Source organism: Thermococcus sp. MV11, assembly GCF_012027285.1.
Lineage (GTDB): Archaea > Methanobacteriota_B > Thermococci > Thermococcales > Thermococcaceae > Thermococcus > Thermococcus cleftensis.
In genome coordinates, this window is record NZ_SNUD01000001.1 from 613,596 (window position 1) to 629,496 (window position 15,901).

A 15,901-nucleotide genomic window follows, 5' to 3' on the forward strand; every position below is an offset into this window, starting at 1 on the left:
GGTTTAAAATACTTCGTTTTGTGAAAGCCAATTTTCACAAAACGGCCATTTTATGAAAGTGCACTTTCACAAATCACCACATCTGTGAAAGAGGAGTTTCATAAATCGGGGCAAAATAACCGCAATCCAACCACTCAGAATCGCCCGGCAATCAACTGTCTAAAATAGAAGAAAAGAGAGCTCAGGCCTTTATCCCGCCCATGACGAGAGCCATGACGGCCTTCTGCGCGTGGAGCCTGTTCTCGGCCTCGTCGAAGACGACACTGTTCGGTGAGTCGACGACGTCGTCGGTGACCTCCTCGCCGCGGTGGGCCGGGAGGCAGTGCATGAAGATGTAGTCAGGCTTGGCATGCTTGACGAGCTCCCTGTTCACCTGGAACGGCTGGAATATTTTCCTCCTCTCCTCGGCCTCGGCCTCCTGTCCCATCGAGGCCCAGACGTCGGTGTAGATGACGTCTGCATCTTTAACGGCCTTGACCGGGTCGTGCAGGAGCTCGAAGCTTCCGCCGCTCTCGGCCGCGTTCTGCTCGGCCCACTTGATGACGCGCTTGTCCGGCTCGTAGCCCTCGGGGGTGGCAACGACGACGTTCGCTCCAAGCTTGGTTCCGGCTATCATGAGGGAGTGGGCGACGTTGTTTCCATCTCCAACGTAGACTATCTTAAGCCCCTGAATCCTGCCCTTCTTCTCGAGTATGGTCTGATAATCCGCTAAAGCCTGGCACGGGTGGGAGAAGTCCGAGAGGCCGTTGATGACCGGGACGCTCGCGTACTTGGCGAGGTCCTCAACGTCCTTGTGGTCAAAAACTCTCGCCATTATTCCGTCAACGTACCTGCTGAGGACGCGGGCGGTATCTGCTATCGTCTCACCGCGCCTGAGCTGGAGGTCGTTGGCGTTGAGGTAGAGACCGTAGCCTCCGAGCTGGTATATGCCGACCTCGAAGGATATCCTCGTCCTGGTTGAGGGCTTCTGGAAGATCATGGCGAGGGTTTTTCCCTCAAGAACACGGTGCGGCTTGCCGATCTTGTTCCAAATCTTCATCATCTCGGCCGTCTTGAGAATGGTCTCAATCTCCTCCCTCGTGAAGTCCTGAAGGCAGAGAACGTCCCTTCCGGCGAGGCTAACCACCATGTGCATCACCGTTCAGAGCTGGACGGCGAATTTAATAACCCTTTCGTCGGATAAACCTGTACTCAGCTGAAATCTTTTGAGGGTCCAGGGGTGCTTACTTTCCAAACGTAATGCCTGCGCTTCATCTTCCCGGGACTTCAGGTATTTCCAGGTAAACGCTTCGTGATTTTGTTGGAGGGCGTGAAAAACTTTTTATAATATAAATGTCGCATTCATTTTTGAGGTGAATTTTCCATGACAGATTTGAAAAATGCCAAACTCCTTGGTGGCATAGGTGCTATCCTGACCGTCGTCGGTATTGGCTTCATAGGCTTTATCCTGAAGCTCCTGGCGGTCAAGAACATCGCCGAGGCCACCGGGAGGGAGGAGATATTCAGTAAGTACCTCTGGGCCGCTATTCTGGCCATAATAGCTAGCCTTGTCTGGTTTGGGACGATATTCGGCTCGATTATGGGCATGAACAGCTCCCCCGAGATGGGCCTGGGAATGATGGGCATCGGGGGACTCGTGGCGGCGCTGCTTATGATAGCAGGAATGTGGTTTCTGAAGCAGAGTTATGACATGATCTCCGAAGAGACCGGCGTTAAGACCTTCCACACGGTCGGCCTGCTCTACATCGTCGGCGCCGTGCTGTCGATAATCGTGATAGGCCTCCTCCTCATCGTGGTTGCGGCGATACTCGAGATAATAGCCTTCTTCTCGCTCCCTGACTCAGTGGAGCAGGAGAGCGGGCCTCTTGAGGTTCCTGAAGAGGTTTATTGAACCTCTTTCAATTATGTTCATGAGGCAACGTTTATAACCTTCAATGTCCACTATCTATGGTGAGTCAGATGGCCAGTCTAAAAACCGCAAGGACATGGGGTGGATTCGGGGCAGTTCTCAGCATGTTCTACTTTACCTACTTCCTGGGCTTCATCATGAAGCTCTTTGCAGTCAAGGAGATATCGGCGTACCTCAAGAAGGAGCAGGTCATGAAGGACTACTTGTGGGCAGCTATGCTGAACATCATCGGAAACCTGGTAATGCTCGGGGCATTCTACAGCGCCTGGGACCAGATGCAGGACGTCATCGGCAACCCCGAGGAGATCAACGCCATATTCAGGAGCCTCAACTGGTGGTTCTTCCTCGGCGCGCTCATAATGCTCATAGGCGTCTGGTTCCTGAGGAGGAGCTACGACACGATAGCGTCCGAGACGGGCGTCAAGACCTTTAGCACGGCGGGGCTTCTATACCTCTGGGGGACGGTGTTCATATTCTTCTTTATAGGCTACCTGCTGATTGTCGCAGCGGCGGTTCTCGAGGCCATGGCGTTCTTTGGGCTTCCCGAGGAGCTTCCAGAGGGGTCAGGAGAGGCGCAGAGCGATACATCTGCCCAGTGAAGTCTCGTTTCAATTTTCCTTATTCTCTGGAAGTAAACCTAATAAACTAGGAACTCTTTCTCCTCCGGTGGCGGTCATGAGCAGTGGAATCAAGGTCAGGCTCGTCAATTATACGAAAAAACCCCTGGAAACTGTCACCTGGTCAGCGCTTATAAGCTACTGGGACAGCTGGGAGAGCGAGACCTTCGAGAGAATTGCCGAGAAGGACGTCGAGATGCACCTGCCGAGGGTTCTCGGCTACGGCCACGAGTCAATCTTGGAGCACGCGGTTCTGACGTTCTCGATTGAGGGCTGTTCTCGCGTGTGTTCCCATCAGCTCGTGCGACACAGGATAGCGAGTTACACCCAGCAGAGCCAGCGTTATATCAAGCTCAACGCTGACGACGTTGAGGAAACCTTCATAATCCCTGAGAGCGTGAAGAAAAGGCCTGAGATCTATGAGAAGTGGAAGGAGCTGATGAGAAATGCGATAGAGCTATACGAGGAAAGCTATAAGGCAGGTGTCCATCAGGAAGATGCGCGCTTCATTCTGCCCCAGGCGGTGAGAACTAAGCTTGTCGTGACGATGAACCTCCGTGAACTCAAGCACTTCTTTGGCCTCCGTGCCTGCGAACGGGCGCAGTGGGAGATTCGCGAGGTCGCCTGGAAGATGCTGGAGGAGATAGCTAAAAACGACGACCTGAGGCCCATAATTAAGTGGGCAAGGCTCGGGCCCAGATGCGTCCAGCTGGGCTACTGCCCAGAGGGGGATCTGATGCCTCCTGGCTGCTGGAGGAGAACCCGGGAAAAGTGGAAATCCCTCGTGGAGAGTTCCAAACCAACGGTTTAGGAAACCCTTTTTATGCCTTCCTCCAATAACCCTCCGGTGGATAGAGATGAAAACAAAGAGCTGGGAGATTGGACTTCCCTACCCCTGGGAGAGCCTGCAGGTAGTCCTCAGCGAGCCCGAGAAAACCCTCCCTTTCTTCCCGTACTTCGAAAGCATCAGCGGGACGAAGGTTCGCTTTAAAGTGCCCCGCTTCATCTTCAACTTCGGCTACGAGTTTGACCTGGCCGTTGGGTTTCAGGAGGGGCGCGCTGTTTACACCTTCACTGGGGACAAGGGAATACTGACGATAACTTTTGAGATGGAGGGGAAGAGGCTAAGGGTAACCGCGAGCTGGGCTGGATTTGGAGAGGCGTTCATGGGGAAACCCTTGGAGAACTTTGCCAGAGGTATAGCCGAGGCGATAAGGGACTTCTGCAGCGCGCAGGCCAGCTGTCCCGTTGCCAAGATATCCGGAAACGAAGGCGTAGTGGAGCACATAACACCAGAAACCGCCCCCGCCCTGATAAAGAGAGTTTCCTGGGAGTTGGAAGGGAGGGACTTCCTTCTGGAGGGCAAGGCCGAGGACGGTACCCGTCTGTCTGCGGAGGTCAGGGGAGGAAAGCTCGTCAGGCTGGTGGTGGAGGATCCCTCCGGCAGAAGGAGCGTCATAGAGTCGGACGTCCCAGTTCTGGAGCTCGATGGGGAGGTGTTCAGGGGACTCCCCCTCGAAAAAAGGTTTGAGATAAAGGTCAGGGAGCTTTAGCCGCTCCCTCACCGGTTATTTCATCTATTGCCCTCTTAAGCTCGTCGTAGGCTTCTTCCAGTGACTCCGGGATAACCTTGGTGTCCGCTATCACCGGCATGAAGTTGGTGTCTCCGTTCCAGCGCGGGACGATGTGGAGGTGCACGTGGTCGTCTATTCCAGCGCCGGCGACCCTACCGAGGTTCACGCCAAGGTTGAAGCCGTGAGGACTCATAACCTTCTTTATGGCCCTGATCATCAGCTGGGTGAGCTTCATTATCTCGAGGAGTTCCTCCTCCGTGAGTTCCTCCCAGTTGGCGACGTGCCGGTAGGGAGCCACCATGACGTGGCCGGGGTTGTACGGGTAGTTGTTCATTATCACGAAGCTGTACTTCCCGCGGTAGAGAATCAGCCTCTCCCTGTCCCTGTTCTCCCGCGGGAAGTCGCAGAATATACAACCGTCGTGCTTGGGTGAGCGTATGTACTCTATTCTCCACGGTGCCCAGAGGACCTTCATCTTCTCACCTCAGGATAGGGGAAACGGGGGCAGGTTAAAAGCTTTTTCGAATGCCCAACGCCCAAAGCCGCCCAACAAAGCTTTTTAACCTCCGCCCTCTACTCACCCCGGGTGATAGGTATGAAGAAGAGGAAGGGACTTCTTATAATCCTAGACGGCCTCGGCGACAGGCCGATAGAGGAGTTCGGGGGGAAGACCCCGCTGGAGTACGCAGACACCCCGAACATGGACAGGCTCGCTAAGATAGGAATCCTCGGCCAGCAGGACCCGATAAAGCCCGGACAGCCTGCCGGGAGTGACACAGCTCACCTGAGCATCTTCGGCTACGATCCGTACGAGGTCTACCGCGGCAGGGGCTACCTCGAGGCGATGGGAGTGGGCCTTGACCTGAGTGAGGACGACCTAGCTTTCCGCGTGAACTTTGCGACCATAGAGAACGGAGTCATCACCGACAGGAGAGCTGGCAGAATAAGCACCGAAGAGGCCCACGAGCTTGCGAAGGCAGTTCAGGAGAACGTTAAGCTCCCGGTTGATTTCATCTTCGTTGGCGCCACCGGCCACAGGGCAGTTCTTGTGCTCAAAGGCATGGCTTCCGGTTATCGCGTCGGGGAGAACGATCCCCACGAGGCCGGAAAACCACCGCACAAGTTCACCTGGGAGGACGAGGAGAGCAGGAAAGTTGCCGAAATCCTTGAGGAGTTCGTCCAGAAGGCCCACGAGGTTCTTGAAAAGCACCCGGTCAATGAGAAGCGCAGGAAGGAGGGCAAGCCGGTAGCTAACTACCTGCTCATTCGCGGTGCTGGGACCTACCCCGGAATCCCGATGAAGTTTACCGAGCAGTGGAAAGTTAAGGCCGCTGCCGTTATAGCCGTCTCTCTCGTCAAAGGAGTCGCGAGGGCGATAGGTTTCGACGTGTATACTCCAGAGGGCGCGACTGGGGAATACAACACCGATGAGATGGCCAAGGCAAGGAAAGTAGTCGAGCTTTTGAATGACTACGACTTCGTCTTCCTCCACTTCAAGCCGACAGATGCAGCAGGTCACGACAACAATCCAAGGCTCAAGGCAGAGATGATCGAGAAGGCGGACAGAATGATAGGCTACATCATCGATCACATCAACCTTGAGGACGTTGTCATAGCGATAACGGGCGACCACTCAACGCCATGTGAGGTCATGAACCACAGCGGCGATCCTGTTCCGGTTCTCATAGCTGGCGGGGGAGTCAGGACAGACTACACCGAGAGCTTTGGTGAGCGCGAGTGCATGCGCGGTGGCCTCGGAAGGATCAAGGGCCACGATATCGTGCCCATTATGATGGATCTGATGAACAGGAGTGAGAAGTTCGGGGCCTAAGTTGGTCTGCCCTTAGTTCCTTTTTTCTCTATGATGTAGATGAACATCAGGAGGAGGGTCAGGGCAAAGACCCATATCACCGCGGCGTAGAGGCCCGCGTCGATTCTGCCCTGCCTCAGTAGAAGTGCCAGTATTCCAACGATTATGAGGTATGCGCCCACCTCTATTGTAAAAATCATTGAAATCTTATCCCTCTGTGCCAGCCTTTTGCTCCTTAGTTCCACAATCAGGTAAACGATCCCCATGGCAATCGCTAGATATGAAGCGATTTCTCCCCCGGAGATCATTACACCCACCAGGCGTATACTAGACATTCGGCTTAAAAAGGGTTCTCAACCGAAAAATTTATAAAGCCAGCACACATATGTAATATTGAACTTACACATGGAGGAGGTTGAGAACATGAGAAAAATGTGGTTTGGACTTGGGCTTATTGCCCTGTTGATAGGAATGTCCCTGGGGGCGGTCTCGGCGTGGCGTGGACAGCCAGGACCGAACCCATACACCCAACAGGGCGCCGTCCAGACGGCCCCGATGCTCAACAGCACGCTCACGAGCTACTACTCTGACCTGAGCCAGGAAGAGATAGATGGGCTGCTCTACATGCGAGAGGAGGAGAAGCTCGCCAGGGACGTCTACCTGACGCTCTACGAGATCTATGGGCTCCAGATATTCTACAACATAGCCCAGAGCGAGCAGACTCACACCGATACCGTGCTGAGCCTGATAGAGAAGTACAACCTGACAGATCCTGCCAGCGACGAGATTGGGGTCTTCACCAACCCCGACCTTCAGGCCCTCTACGACCAGCTGGTTGAGATGGGGAGCCAGAGCGTCGTTGATGCCCTCAAGGTTGGCGCGCTGATAGAGGAGACCGACATCGTCGATCTCCAGGAGAGGATAGCCCAGACTGACAATGAGGACATTAAGCAGGTCTACGAGAGCCTCATGGCCGGCAGCGAGAACCACCTCAGGGCCTTCGTGAGCCAGCTTGAGGCCTACGGCGTGACCTACGAGCCCCAGGTCGTCAGCGAGGACTACTACCAGAGCGTCATAAACTCCGCTCCCGCCCACGGTTTTAGGGGCCCGATGTGGACAACCCAGCCCGCGCAAGATACTGGGATAGTCACCGGCATAATGAACGCATTCAGGCACGCCTGGGGCTGGATGAACGGACTCGCCCAGAGAGTTGGTATACCCATCTGATGTTTTTCCTTTCTAACTTTCTCTAACTTTTCGGGAGGCGAACCTTATGGAAGTCAAGTCCCGGGTCTGGCACTTCGTTGAGTATGGTGAGTTTCCGCTCGAGGAGATAGACGTTGAAGAGGTAAGGGAAGATGCCCTGACCCTCCTCGGGCGCGTTAAGGTGGAGCGCTACGAGACTTCGAGGGGAACGGTGCTCAAGCTGCTCGACGAGTACGGCAACTACATCGGCAAGGTGGTCGGCTGTGAGCTCTCCAGTGTCACCATAGGAAGCGCCTATCAGACGCCCTTCGGAGTCAAGGTCACCCTGGACTGTGGGGATAAACTCGTCGGTTGGCTCTACCTGGGGGTGTGAAGGTGCCGAGGGGATTCGGTCCTGCACTGGGCCCCATGCACGGAAGGCGCGGCTGGGGATTCGGCTGGTGGGGCCTCGGGATATTTGCCATCTTCGTCATGTTCGCAAAACTTGCATTCCTCCTGCTCCCGTTCCTGCTCCTGGGAGCGTTGCTGTATGCAATAATGAAGAGATGAGGTGATTGAGATGAAAAAGAACTGCAACTTTAAATGCCCACCGGAGGTGGGAGAATGAGGGCCTCGGCCCTTGTCAGGGGAGTCATCGACCTCCTGCTGACGGTGGTGTTCGCTGTTGTGCTGGTGACCGGAATAGGACTGTACCTTGCACCCAGCGGCAGAATCGCCGATACCATCGGCTGGACCTTCCTGGGCATGGACAAGGACACACTCACCAACGTCCACACCTACTTCGGCTTCGTTATGGCGGGCCTGGTGTCAATACACCTGGCAATAGGCCTGAAGAGCATGTGGGTGATGCTGAAGTCAGCTTTCAGGGGATCCAGGTTAAAGGTGGCCGCGGCCTTCGTGATTCCACTGCTCCTGCTCGCCGCTGGCTACCAGGCCTTTGCAACGTACGTCGTGGAGGAAGAGGAGGAGAGCACCGACTACACTTACGAGGACTATTCCTACGAGGACAACACCACTGTGTACATAACGGGCACGATGATGAAGTACTACACCTTTGAGCAGCTCGCCCAGGAGTTCAACGTCCCGGTTACTGATCTGCTGGAACAGCTAAAGGAGCGTGGGATAGAAGCTAGCGCCAACGACACCCTAGCCGAAATAGAGTATGAATATGACCTTGATAGGGAGGAGTTCAAGGCGATGCTCGAGGAGATAATAACCGAGCTGAGGGGTGAATAGGGGTGAAGAAGCTGGGCATCCTGGTAGCTGGCCTGCTCCTACTCGCGGTATTGGGTGCTGGTTGTATAACGGGAGACTCAACGATGGAAACTACGACGGTTTCCCCCAGCGGAGGACCTCCCGAGGACAGGGGGTACGGTGGAATTCCTGGGGAAGGCTACTCGGAAGTTCCCAACGTCTCGGCGATGCCCTACCAGGAGCTGAGCCAAGACGAAATTGACGCCATACTCTACATGCGAGAGGAGGAGAAGCTCGCCAGAGACGTCTACCTCGTGCTGTACAATAAGACTGGACTTCCGGTGTTCCAGAACATAGCGAAGAGCGAACAGACCCACATGGATATGGTGCTCTCGCTCATAGAGAAGTACAACCTCACCGACCCGGTGGAGGGAATGGGGGTCGGGGAGTTCAAAAGTACCGAGATGCAAAACCTCTATGAAGAGCTGGTCTCCAAGGGAAGTGTGAACGAGGTTGAGGCCCTCAAGGTCGGCGCGCTGATAGAGGAGATAGACATCAAGGACCTTGAGGAGTGGCTGAAGAGAACCGACAACGAGGACGTAAAGGCGGTCTTCGAGAGCCTCATGGCCGGCAGCGAGAACCACCTCAGGGCCTTCACGAGGCTGCTAGAGAACCGGTACGACGTAACCTATTCCCCCCAGGTTCTGAGCCAGGAGGAGTACCTCAGCATAGTGGGCCGCTGAGACCGGAAACCTTTTTATCCTTTCTTTTCCTGATTTTTATTTGGTGCTTCGATTACACAGTGGTCAAGAGTGATAGCCATGGTACAGACGATCGAGGAGCTCGTGAAGGTGGGCGAAGCCCTCGGCAATCCCGTGAGGGTCAGGATACTCAAGATGCTCTGCGAAAAGGAGTGGTACGTCTACGAGCTGGCCAAGAAGCTTGGCATATCACGACAGCTCCTTTACCTCCACCTCAAGAAGCTCGAAAAGGCCGGGCTGGTGGAAAGCGAGCTCCGCCTCGAGCCTGGCGACCCGAGGGCGAAGAAATACTACCGCGCGAAGCAGTTCAGGATAGTCATCGACAACGAGCTGTTGAAGAAGCTGGAGGAGGTGTAATAAATGCCGTGGGGAGGTGAGCCAATGACAACCCCGAGCGGGTGGATAAGCATAATCCTGGGCCTGATAATCCTCGTCGTGCTCATATTCGCGTTCTACCAGGTGAACAAGACCCTGGGCGAGTTCAAGGTCGAGCTCGAGAAGCTGAAGAACGCCCTTGAGGAGACGAGGAGAAACACAGAGGAGGTTAAGAAAAAGCTTGAGGAAGTCTGATTCCCCACTTTTGTACCCCACATTTTAGCGTTCAGACAGAAACTTTAAAAGAGGTTAAGCGCTTCTGTTTGTTAGGTGATAGCTTGAGCGCTTTTAGGGACTTGAAGGTTGTCGGCGATGATAGGGTAACGGCCATCGGTCTGGGAACGTGAGGCATAGGCGGCTACGAGAGCCCTGACTACTCCCGAGACGATGAGAGCGTCGAGGTTCTGAGGCACGGCCTTGAGCTGGGGATCAACCTCATCGACACGGCCGAGTTCTACGGGGCAGGCCATTCCGAGGAGCTCGTCGGAAGGGCAATCAAGGGCTTCGACAGGGAGGAGATTTTCATCATTAGCAAGGTCTGGCCGAGCCACTTCGGTTACAGTCAAGCCAAGAGGGCCGCGAGGGCGAGTGCAAAGAGGCTCGGCACCTACATAGACCTCTACCTCCTCCACTGGCCCGGGGATAGCTGGAGGAAGATAGAGGAGACGCTCCACGCGCTGGAGGAGCTGGTCGATAAGGGGCTGATAAGGTACATCGGTGTGAGCAACTTCGACCTTGAGCTACTCAGACGCTCTCAGGAGGCGATGAGGAGGTACGAGATAGTCGCCAACGAGGTGAAGTACTCCCTAAAAGACCGCTGGCCCGAGACGAGCGGCCTGCTCGACTACATGAAGCGGGAGAAGATTGCACTCATAGCCTACACGCCCCTTGAGAAGGGCTCGCTCGCGAGGAACCCCTGCCTGGCGGAGATTGGGAAGAAGTACGGCAGAACCTCCGCTCAGGTCGCACTCAACTACCTCATCTGGGAGGAGAACGTTATCGCGATTCCCAAGGCGGGGAGGAAGGAGCACGTCGAGGAAAACGCCGGGGCGATGGGCTGGAGGCTGAGTAAGGAAGACAGGGAGAAAGCTAGGGGGTGCGTCTGATGTTTGCCTACAACAACAAAATAGCGCGGGTAAATCTGACAACTGGAAAGGTTACCTACGAGAAGCTATCCGACGAGGTCATAAGGAAGTTCATCGGCGGAAAGGGCCTCGGCTACTACCTGATCTACCGCGAGGTTCCGCCGGGGACCGACCCGCTGAGCGAGGCGAACAAGTTCGTCTTCGCCCCCGGTGGATTGACCGGCCTGATTCCGGGTTCGAGCAAGGTCATAGCGGCGAGCAAGAGCCCCGAAACGCGCTTGATAAGCGACTCCAGCGGCGGGGACGCCTTCGGGCCCAAGCTCAAGGGCCACTTCGATGCGCTGGTCATAGAGGGAAAGGCCGAGGAGCCGGTTTACCTCCACGTGAGCGATGGCGAAGTCGAAATCAGGGACGCGAAGCATCTCTGGGGGAAGGGCAACTACGAGGTTGCCGGGGAGCTGTGGAAGGAGCATCCGAAGGCGAGCATAGCCTCAATCGGGCCAGCCGGCGAAAAGCTGAGCAGGATAGCCAACGTCATCTATGACACCGAGAGGGCCAGCGGCAGGGGCGGCCTCGGTGCAGTCCTCGGGAGCAAGAAGGTCAAAGCCGTTGTCGTCGAGCCGGGTGAAAAGCCCGGGGTTGCGGAGCCGGAAGAGTTCCGGAGGCTCTGGCGGGAGTTCTACGACCACTTCGCCACCGACCCCAAGTACGAGCACAGCAGGAACTACGGCACGAGCGATGGGTTAAGGAGCTCAGCTTCCCTCGGCATGAGCCCGGCCTACAACTTCTCAAGGCCCCACATACCTGACGAGCTGGCGAGCAAGCTGGCCGGAGACGAGGTGAAGAAGTACGAGGTTGAGCCGGAGTGGTTCGTCCACGGCAAGAGCTGTCCGATAAAGTGCGCCCGCTACGTCGAGGTGGAATACAGGGGGAGAAAAATCCGCGTCAAGCCCGAGTACGAGAGCATAGCCATGCTCGGCGCTGCCACGGGGGTCTTCAACTTTCCAGCCGTTGCGTACTTCAACTGGCTGGCGAACGACCTCGGGCTGGACAGCATAGCCACCGGCAACACAATCGGCTGGCTCTTCGAGATGGTCGAGCGCGGTCTCATCGGAGAGGAGGAGATAGGCTTCCCCGTTAAAGGCTGGGGCGACGAGGAGGCCGAGGAGAGGCTCATAAGGCTGATGGCGGAGAGGAAGGGCATCGGCGCGGTTCTGGCGGACGGTGTGAAGAGGGCCTGCGAGAGGCTCGGCAGGGGCTGTGAACTGGCTGTCCACGTCAAGGGCATGGAGGCCCCCGCCTGGGACCCGCGCGGAAGGAGAACCTACGCTTTAAGCTACGCCACGGCAGACGTCGGAGCGAGCCACCTCCGCGGCTGGCCGAGGCCCCACCAGCTTCCGAACCAGGGGCCTGCGAAGGAACTGGTGCCTTCGCTCATCGAGGCGAGGGACGAGAGCTACATCACCGACATGCTCGGAACCTGCAAGTTCGTGTCCTACAAGATGGAAGACCTGGCCAGGTTCTACTCCCTCGCGACGGGCGAGGAGTGGACCGTTGAGAAGCTCAGAAAGGTTGCCCAGGCCGTTGAGAGCATCGCGCGCATACACGACGCCCTCGACTGGGTCACGCCGCCGCTCGACGATGTAATTCCGCCGCGCTGGTGGGAGCCGGAGCCGGACGGGCCGGCGGAGGGCAACAAAGCTTTCATTGACCACAACGACTTCCTTGAGGCCAGGAGGGAGTTCTACCGGCTCAGGGGCTGGCACGAGGAGCTTGGCGTTCCATTGCCGGAGACGATGAAGGAGCTCGGTTACGAGGAGTTCAGGGGAGATGCAGAGAGGGCGCTGGAGGTCGTGAGGAAGAGGGTGGGAGTTTAGTTTTTTCTCCAACTCTCGGATTATTTGAGACCAAGAAAGAACCAGACGACAATTGAATAGAAAGCAAAACTGGCCGAAAACAGCATGAAAACGGCTCTTCTTATGCCCTTTCTCTTTGTGAAGGCCAGAGGCACCGAGGACAGGGCCGTAAACATGAGGGATGAGGTAAAAGCCACAATAACGGGGGTTAGTAGGCAAGGTACGTGCCTGTCAATCCCAAGGCTGTCAACAAGGGCCGAGCCTGCGAGGATAAAATATAAAGAGGAAATAAAGAGAAAAATCCCGTAAAGTAGTATTACAATGATGTCAGAGCCTTTCATGGACTATCCCCTAACTATTCGCCGTTACGTAGGTTGCAACTGCAATTGTCCAATCTCCAAACAGGATACTATCCACGCCTTCCTCTCCATTGTACCACGTGTTGTGAATTGTCAGGTACATCCACGTGGCACCGCTCTCCAAGTTTTTCCACTCTGTAAACCCTACGACTGCAACACTGTGGCCTGTAGTTAATCCATAGGGGCCCCCATTAATAGACAGAACAAAGGGGCGTCCATATGTTTTGATTTGGCGTTTTACATCATCCATTGAAACATAATAGTCGTTGCTTCCGTCGAAGTCGTAGGGAATGGTTTGTCCAGATATCCTATGATACTCCTCTGCAAAGTTGTCAATTCCATCATCGATATATCCCCACCACATAGTAACCCCATCATCATTCGTATTCATTGTGTGGTGAAGAATGTCAATTATACTTTCTTTGTCAGGATAACTTATGTAATACCCGAGAACCATTGATGCTGCTATCGGAGTACAGCCATCCCATGTGTCCCATGGATCAGGAAGGTCCCCAACGTTGTCTGGATACTGAATGTTAGCATTTCCAGCATCATCTGAGGTCCAAGAAGGGACTCCCCATATGTACCCCCAGTCTGAGACAACGGGCGTCGAGGACTCCATCCCAACATCGGACTTTGAAAACATATCGTTGTTCACGTTTTTCAGAATGCCTTCCCATGATGCTTCAGCTGCTTTACGATTCACGTTGAAAGTCACTTTCAGGGGATAGTTCATGAGTCTCATGTCTCCAAGGTGTACTGCCTTACCGTTTCCGATATCTGCAACATAAAGGAGTGCTCCAAGATACAAGAGTCTTTTAACCCTGTACCTGGCATTAACTTTCTCAATGTTCATGCTTGGAGGCTTAGACTTCCCAAATTCAAGAACTGGCGGAAGATCTTTTCTGGCACTTATCATCAAGTACCCTACTACCTTACCATCTTTAAGGACTGTGAATTCGTATGCAACTTTACTGCCATCGGGTAAATAATAGGGCTGAGGTGTCTTTGACACTTCCGAGCCTTCCCATTCTTTATACAGGGGGATGTTTTTTGATATCCACTCAACATAAGTCAGAGCAACTTTTTCCGCAATCTGAGGAGTGATCTCAGCTGATATGCCTGGGGTATCTTGCGGCAATGCTGTGGTGGTTACTGCTGTCACTCCAATCATCAGCAGTCCCAAAAGGACTGCTATCAGATACCTCCATCTCATATGGTTCATATCCTAATAATTTCCACAACATTTATGGATGTTGTGATATATAAGCTTTTCCTTTACTATTCATAAAATATCTTCCTTCTTTTTTTAAGTATAAATTTATTCAGAGTTGGTTTATGATGGAGATAAGCTAAAAGAAAGAAGAGTAATCGTGGAGAGAGCACTGGAGGTTGTGGAAAGTGGTGAACGGCAGCCGGTCTTGAATTACCCTGCGGGGATAATTATGGCCAGGTCAAAGAAGAAGCTCGCCATGAAAAGCAGGACGATTAGCCTTTTGATTTCTCTCTTTTTCCTTATGAGCAGGAGTGGGAGCGAGACAAGGATTGTGAAAAGCGTAGCGGCGACCAGTGCCACCATGAGTACCGCTATTGCTTCGGGTAGGTGCTCATAGATGCCGAAAGTGTCCGCCATGGCGGCACTCACAAAGGTAAAGTAGAAGGACAATGGAAAGAGCAGAAACCCGTAGAGGGCCACCGCAACGAGGTCGGCCTTTTTCGGGGGCAGTTTATCATAGAGTGCCGGCAGGAGGAAGAGCAACCCGTAAAGCAATAATGGCGTGATGAGCAGCAACGCCACCTTGAACCCCCTCACCCAACCCGAACAATCGCCGGAACAACGCACGTTCCATCGACATTTCCTGCGGTCCAGCTCCCGTTGTAGGCGCTTTTCACGACTGAATTACAGTCGGAGACTTTCCCGCCGTGCTCCATAAAGAAGTGGATATAGCTCTTCCTCACGCTTTCGTTCGCCAGAATTAGTCTCACGCTTCCATTTTCTAAATCAACGGATACCAAATAAGTTTCGTTCGAGCGGTTTACCAGACCTTCCGCCTTCACCACCGTGCAGTTTGGACATTCGCCCCTTACCCAGAGGGTGGTGTATAGTGGAGCAATCTCCACGTGGATTCCATACTCTTCCTCCAGCAGTTCCTGAATCTGAAAGTACGCGGAGAGAATCGGAGAAACCCTCTCCGGTTCGGAATCTCCCTTTGAATGAAGTGCCCAGAGGAGGGATAGCGCCATCACCAGTATGAGCATGGACGAGATGAATTTTCTCACATTTACCACGTTACTATCCCACGCCAAAAAGTTAAAAATTTTTTGATTGCGTAAAAAATCACCCCTTCAAAAACGCCTCCACGAGGTTCCTCGTCTCGTTAAAGGCCTCCAGCGGAATCCCCTTGGGCAGGCCACCTATCTCCCCCTTCACGTCCTTGAGGACGCCCTCGCCAGCGCCAAGGAACATACCCTCGCTGACGATTCCCCTAAAGTTGGCCGGCGGGAGCAGGGCAACGGCAACGCGGTTTCCTTCCTTCACCGTCAGGTCGTTCGTAACGACGGTAATGGCTCTGTCGCCGATGTTCACGTTGGTGACGAGAAGCCTGTCGGCGTTCGGGTGCTTGCCGACGCTCATGACCTCACCTACCTTGATGTCCACCGCTATGACCGGGTCGTTTATCTTCCCGAGGGCGAGGCGCTTGTCAAGGCCGAGGATGGTGTTCAGGAAGAAGCGGACCTTTGCAACCTGCTCCTCGACCTTCTCGCGCTCGCTTTTATCGGCTAGGCTGATGAACTTGTGGTGCCAATCCTCCCCGCCAAGGGCCTCGATTATAGCTAAGGCCTTCTCTTTCAAAGCTTTCATCTGCGGTGTCTCAATCAGCTCCTTCGGCTCCACGTAGCTGTACCTCATCGCCTGTATCTCCGGAATCATCTCCTTCGCCAGCTGAATCGCTCCCTTCTTGTTCCACTTCCCCTTGAACTTCGCGCCCTCCACCGTCTTCAGGAACAGCTCCACCGATTTCTCCGCCACCAGTAAGCGGTAATCCTTGCTCGTGTCCCACATAGCTCTCACCCTCCAGTGCCTCTAAAACGCGGTTCTTAACGCTTTCGTCCCTTATTCCCTCGGCTATCGAGCGTGCCCTGGCTTTGTCACC

Annotated in this window: 21 protein-coding genes and 1 pseudogene; 14 read left to right on the top strand and 8 right to left on the bottom strand. The window is 54.5% G+C overall.

Features of this window, described 5'->3' with window-relative positions; genetic code table 11:
• Nucleotides 1-181 precede the first annotated feature (181 nt).
• Nucleotides 182-1,129, bottom strand: a complete 948-nt coding sequence (argF, locus tag E3E27_RS03355) for an ornithine carbamoyltransferase (RefSeq protein ID WP_167773737.1) — start codon at nucleotides 1,127-1,129, stop codon at nucleotides 182-184.
• A gap of 234 nt (nucleotides 1,130-1,363) precedes the next feature.
• On the opposite strand from argF, the gene E3E27_RS03360 reads away from it, so the two are divergent.
• From E3E27_RS03360 to E3E27_RS03375, 4 genes are all read left to right on the top strand, one after another.
• Nucleotides 1,364-1,891 carry a DUF996 domain-containing protein gene (locus tag E3E27_RS03360; RefSeq protein WP_014788106.1) on the top strand — a complete coding sequence of 176 codons (528 nt, stop codon included), beginning with the start codon at nucleotides 1,364-1,366 and terminating at the stop codon, nucleotides 1,889-1,891.
• Between the two features lie 68 nt (nucleotides 1,892-1,959).
• Nucleotides 1,960-2,508, top strand: a complete 549-nt coding sequence (locus tag E3E27_RS03365) for a DUF996 domain-containing protein (protein WP_240910663.1) — start codon at nucleotides 1,960-1,962, stop codon at nucleotides 2,506-2,508.
• A 76-nt stretch (nucleotides 2,509-2,584) separates the two neighbouring features.
• On the top strand, nucleotides 2,585-3,337 hold the full coding sequence (thyX, locus tag E3E27_RS03370; RefSeq protein ID WP_167773738.1) for an FAD-dependent thymidylate synthase: 753 nt from the start codon (nucleotides 2,585-2,587) through the stop codon (nucleotides 3,335-3,337).
• A 46-nt stretch (nucleotides 3,338-3,383) separates the two neighbouring features.
• Nucleotides 3,384-4,079, top strand: coding sequence for a hypothetical protein (locus tag E3E27_RS03375; RefSeq protein ID WP_167773430.1), 696 nt, complete (start codon nucleotides 3,384-3,386; stop codon nucleotides 4,077-4,079).
• Here E3E27_RS03375 and E3E27_RS03380 read toward each other — a convergent pair.
• A complete protein-coding gene (locus E3E27_RS03380) occupies nucleotides 4,066-4,575 on the bottom strand; it encodes an HIT domain-containing protein (protein ID WP_014788102.1) in 510 nt (169 codons plus the stop codon). The two genes, E3E27_RS03375 and E3E27_RS03380, sit on opposite strands and share 14 nt — an antisense overlap.
• Nucleotides 4,576-4,695: 120 nt before the next feature.
• On the opposite strand from E3E27_RS03380, the gene E3E27_RS03385 reads away from it, so the two are divergent.
• Nucleotides 4,696-5,931, top strand: a complete 1,236-nt coding sequence (locus tag E3E27_RS03385; protein ID WP_167773739.1) for a 2,3-bisphosphoglycerate-independent phosphoglycerate mutase — start codon at nucleotides 4,696-4,698, stop codon at nucleotides 5,929-5,931.
• On the opposite strand, the gene E3E27_RS03390 is transcribed toward E3E27_RS03385, so the two are convergent.
• Complete coding sequence (locus E3E27_RS03390) at nucleotides 5,928-6,218, bottom strand: hypothetical protein (RefSeq protein WP_167773740.1); 291 nt, start codon at nucleotides 6,216-6,218, stop codon at nucleotides 5,928-5,930. The two genes, E3E27_RS03385 and E3E27_RS03390, sit on opposite strands and share 4 nt — an antisense overlap.
• 115 nt (nucleotides 6,219-6,333) lie before the next feature.
• Here E3E27_RS03390 and E3E27_RS03395 point away from each other — a divergent pair, with 115 nt between their 5' ends.
• From E3E27_RS03395 to E3E27_RS03435, 9 genes and pseudogenes are all read left to right on the top strand, one after another.
• The gene (locus E3E27_RS03395) at nucleotides 6,334-7,137 is read left to right on the top strand and encodes a DUF2202 domain-containing protein (protein WP_167773431.1); all 804 of its coding nucleotides are present in this window, start codon (nucleotides 6,334-6,336) and stop codon (nucleotides 7,135-7,137) included.
• A gap of 46 nt (nucleotides 7,138-7,183) precedes the next feature.
• Nucleotides 7,184-7,489, top strand: coding sequence for a hypothetical protein (locus E3E27_RS03400; protein WP_167773432.1), 306 nt, complete (start codon nucleotides 7,184-7,186; stop codon nucleotides 7,487-7,489).
• Between the two features lie 2 nt (nucleotides 7,490-7,491).
• Nucleotides 7,492-7,665 (top strand): hypothetical protein, encoded by a 174-nt coding sequence (locus tag E3E27_RS03405; protein ID WP_167773433.1) that lies wholly within the window; start codon nucleotides 7,492-7,494, stop codon nucleotides 7,663-7,665.
• A gap of 54 nt (nucleotides 7,666-7,719) precedes the next feature.
• Nucleotides 7,720-8,352, top strand: a complete 633-nt coding sequence (locus E3E27_RS03410; RefSeq protein ID WP_167773434.1) for a translation initiation factor IF-2 N-terminal domain-containing protein — start codon at nucleotides 7,720-7,722, stop codon at nucleotides 8,350-8,352.
• 2 nt (nucleotides 8,353-8,354) lie between these two features.
• Nucleotides 8,355-9,053: a DUF2202 domain-containing protein gene (locus tag E3E27_RS03415; RefSeq protein ID WP_014788096.1), complete on the top strand. Its 699-nt coding sequence runs from the start codon at nucleotides 8,355-8,357 to the stop codon at nucleotides 9,051-9,053.
• Between the two features lie 78 nt (nucleotides 9,054-9,131).
• Nucleotides 9,132-9,428, top strand: a complete 297-nt coding sequence (locus E3E27_RS03420) for a winged helix-turn-helix domain-containing protein (protein WP_014788095.1) — start codon at nucleotides 9,132-9,134, stop codon at nucleotides 9,426-9,428.
• A 3-nt stretch (nucleotides 9,429-9,431) separates the two neighbouring features.
• Nucleotides 9,432-9,641 carry a hypothetical protein gene (locus tag E3E27_RS03425; RefSeq protein WP_206204768.1) on the top strand — a complete coding sequence of 70 codons (210 nt, stop codon included), beginning with the start codon at nucleotides 9,432-9,434 and terminating at the stop codon, nucleotides 9,639-9,641.
• Between the two features lie 83 nt (nucleotides 9,642-9,724).
• A pseudogene (locus E3E27_RS03430) lies at nucleotides 9,725-10,552 on the top strand (aldo/keto reductase).
• Nucleotides 10,552-12,408 carry an aldehyde ferredoxin oxidoreductase family protein gene (locus E3E27_RS03435; protein ID WP_167773435.1) on the top strand — a complete coding sequence of 619 codons (1,857 nt, stop codon included), beginning with the start codon at nucleotides 10,552-10,554 and terminating at the stop codon, nucleotides 12,406-12,408. The pseudogene E3E27_RS03430 and the gene E3E27_RS03435 overlap by 1 nt, the downstream one beginning before the upstream one ends.
• Nucleotides 12,409-12,428: 20 nt before the next feature.
• Here the strand turns inward: E3E27_RS03435 and E3E27_RS03440 are convergent, their stop codons facing one another.
• From E3E27_RS03440 to E3E27_RS03460, 5 genes are all read right to left on the bottom strand, one after another.
• Nucleotides 12,429-12,728 (bottom strand): hypothetical protein, encoded by a 300-nt coding sequence (locus E3E27_RS03440; RefSeq protein ID WP_167773436.1) that lies wholly within the window; start codon nucleotides 12,726-12,728, stop codon nucleotides 12,429-12,431.
• A 10-nt stretch (nucleotides 12,729-12,738) separates the two neighbouring features.
• On the bottom strand, nucleotides 12,739-13,971 hold the full coding sequence (locus tag E3E27_RS03445; RefSeq protein WP_167773437.1) for a C39 family peptidase: 1,233 nt from the start codon (nucleotides 13,969-13,971) through the stop codon (nucleotides 12,739-12,741).
• A 201-nt stretch (nucleotides 13,972-14,172) separates the two neighbouring features.
• A complete protein-coding gene (locus E3E27_RS03450) occupies nucleotides 14,173-14,544 on the bottom strand; it encodes a hypothetical protein (protein WP_167773438.1) in 372 nt (123 codons plus the stop codon).
• Nucleotides 14,545-14,555: 11 nt separating this feature from the next.
• On the bottom strand, nucleotides 14,556-15,035 hold the full coding sequence (locus E3E27_RS03455; RefSeq protein ID WP_167773439.1) for a hypothetical protein: 480 nt from the start codon (nucleotides 15,033-15,035) through the stop codon (nucleotides 14,556-14,558).
• A 49-nt stretch (nucleotides 15,036-15,084) separates the two neighbouring features.
• Entirely contained in the window at nucleotides 15,085-15,810 is a 726-nt protein-coding gene (locus tag E3E27_RS03460) for a tRNA-binding protein (RefSeq protein WP_167773440.1), read from the bottom strand.
• Nucleotides 15,811-15,901 lie beyond the last annotated feature (91 nt).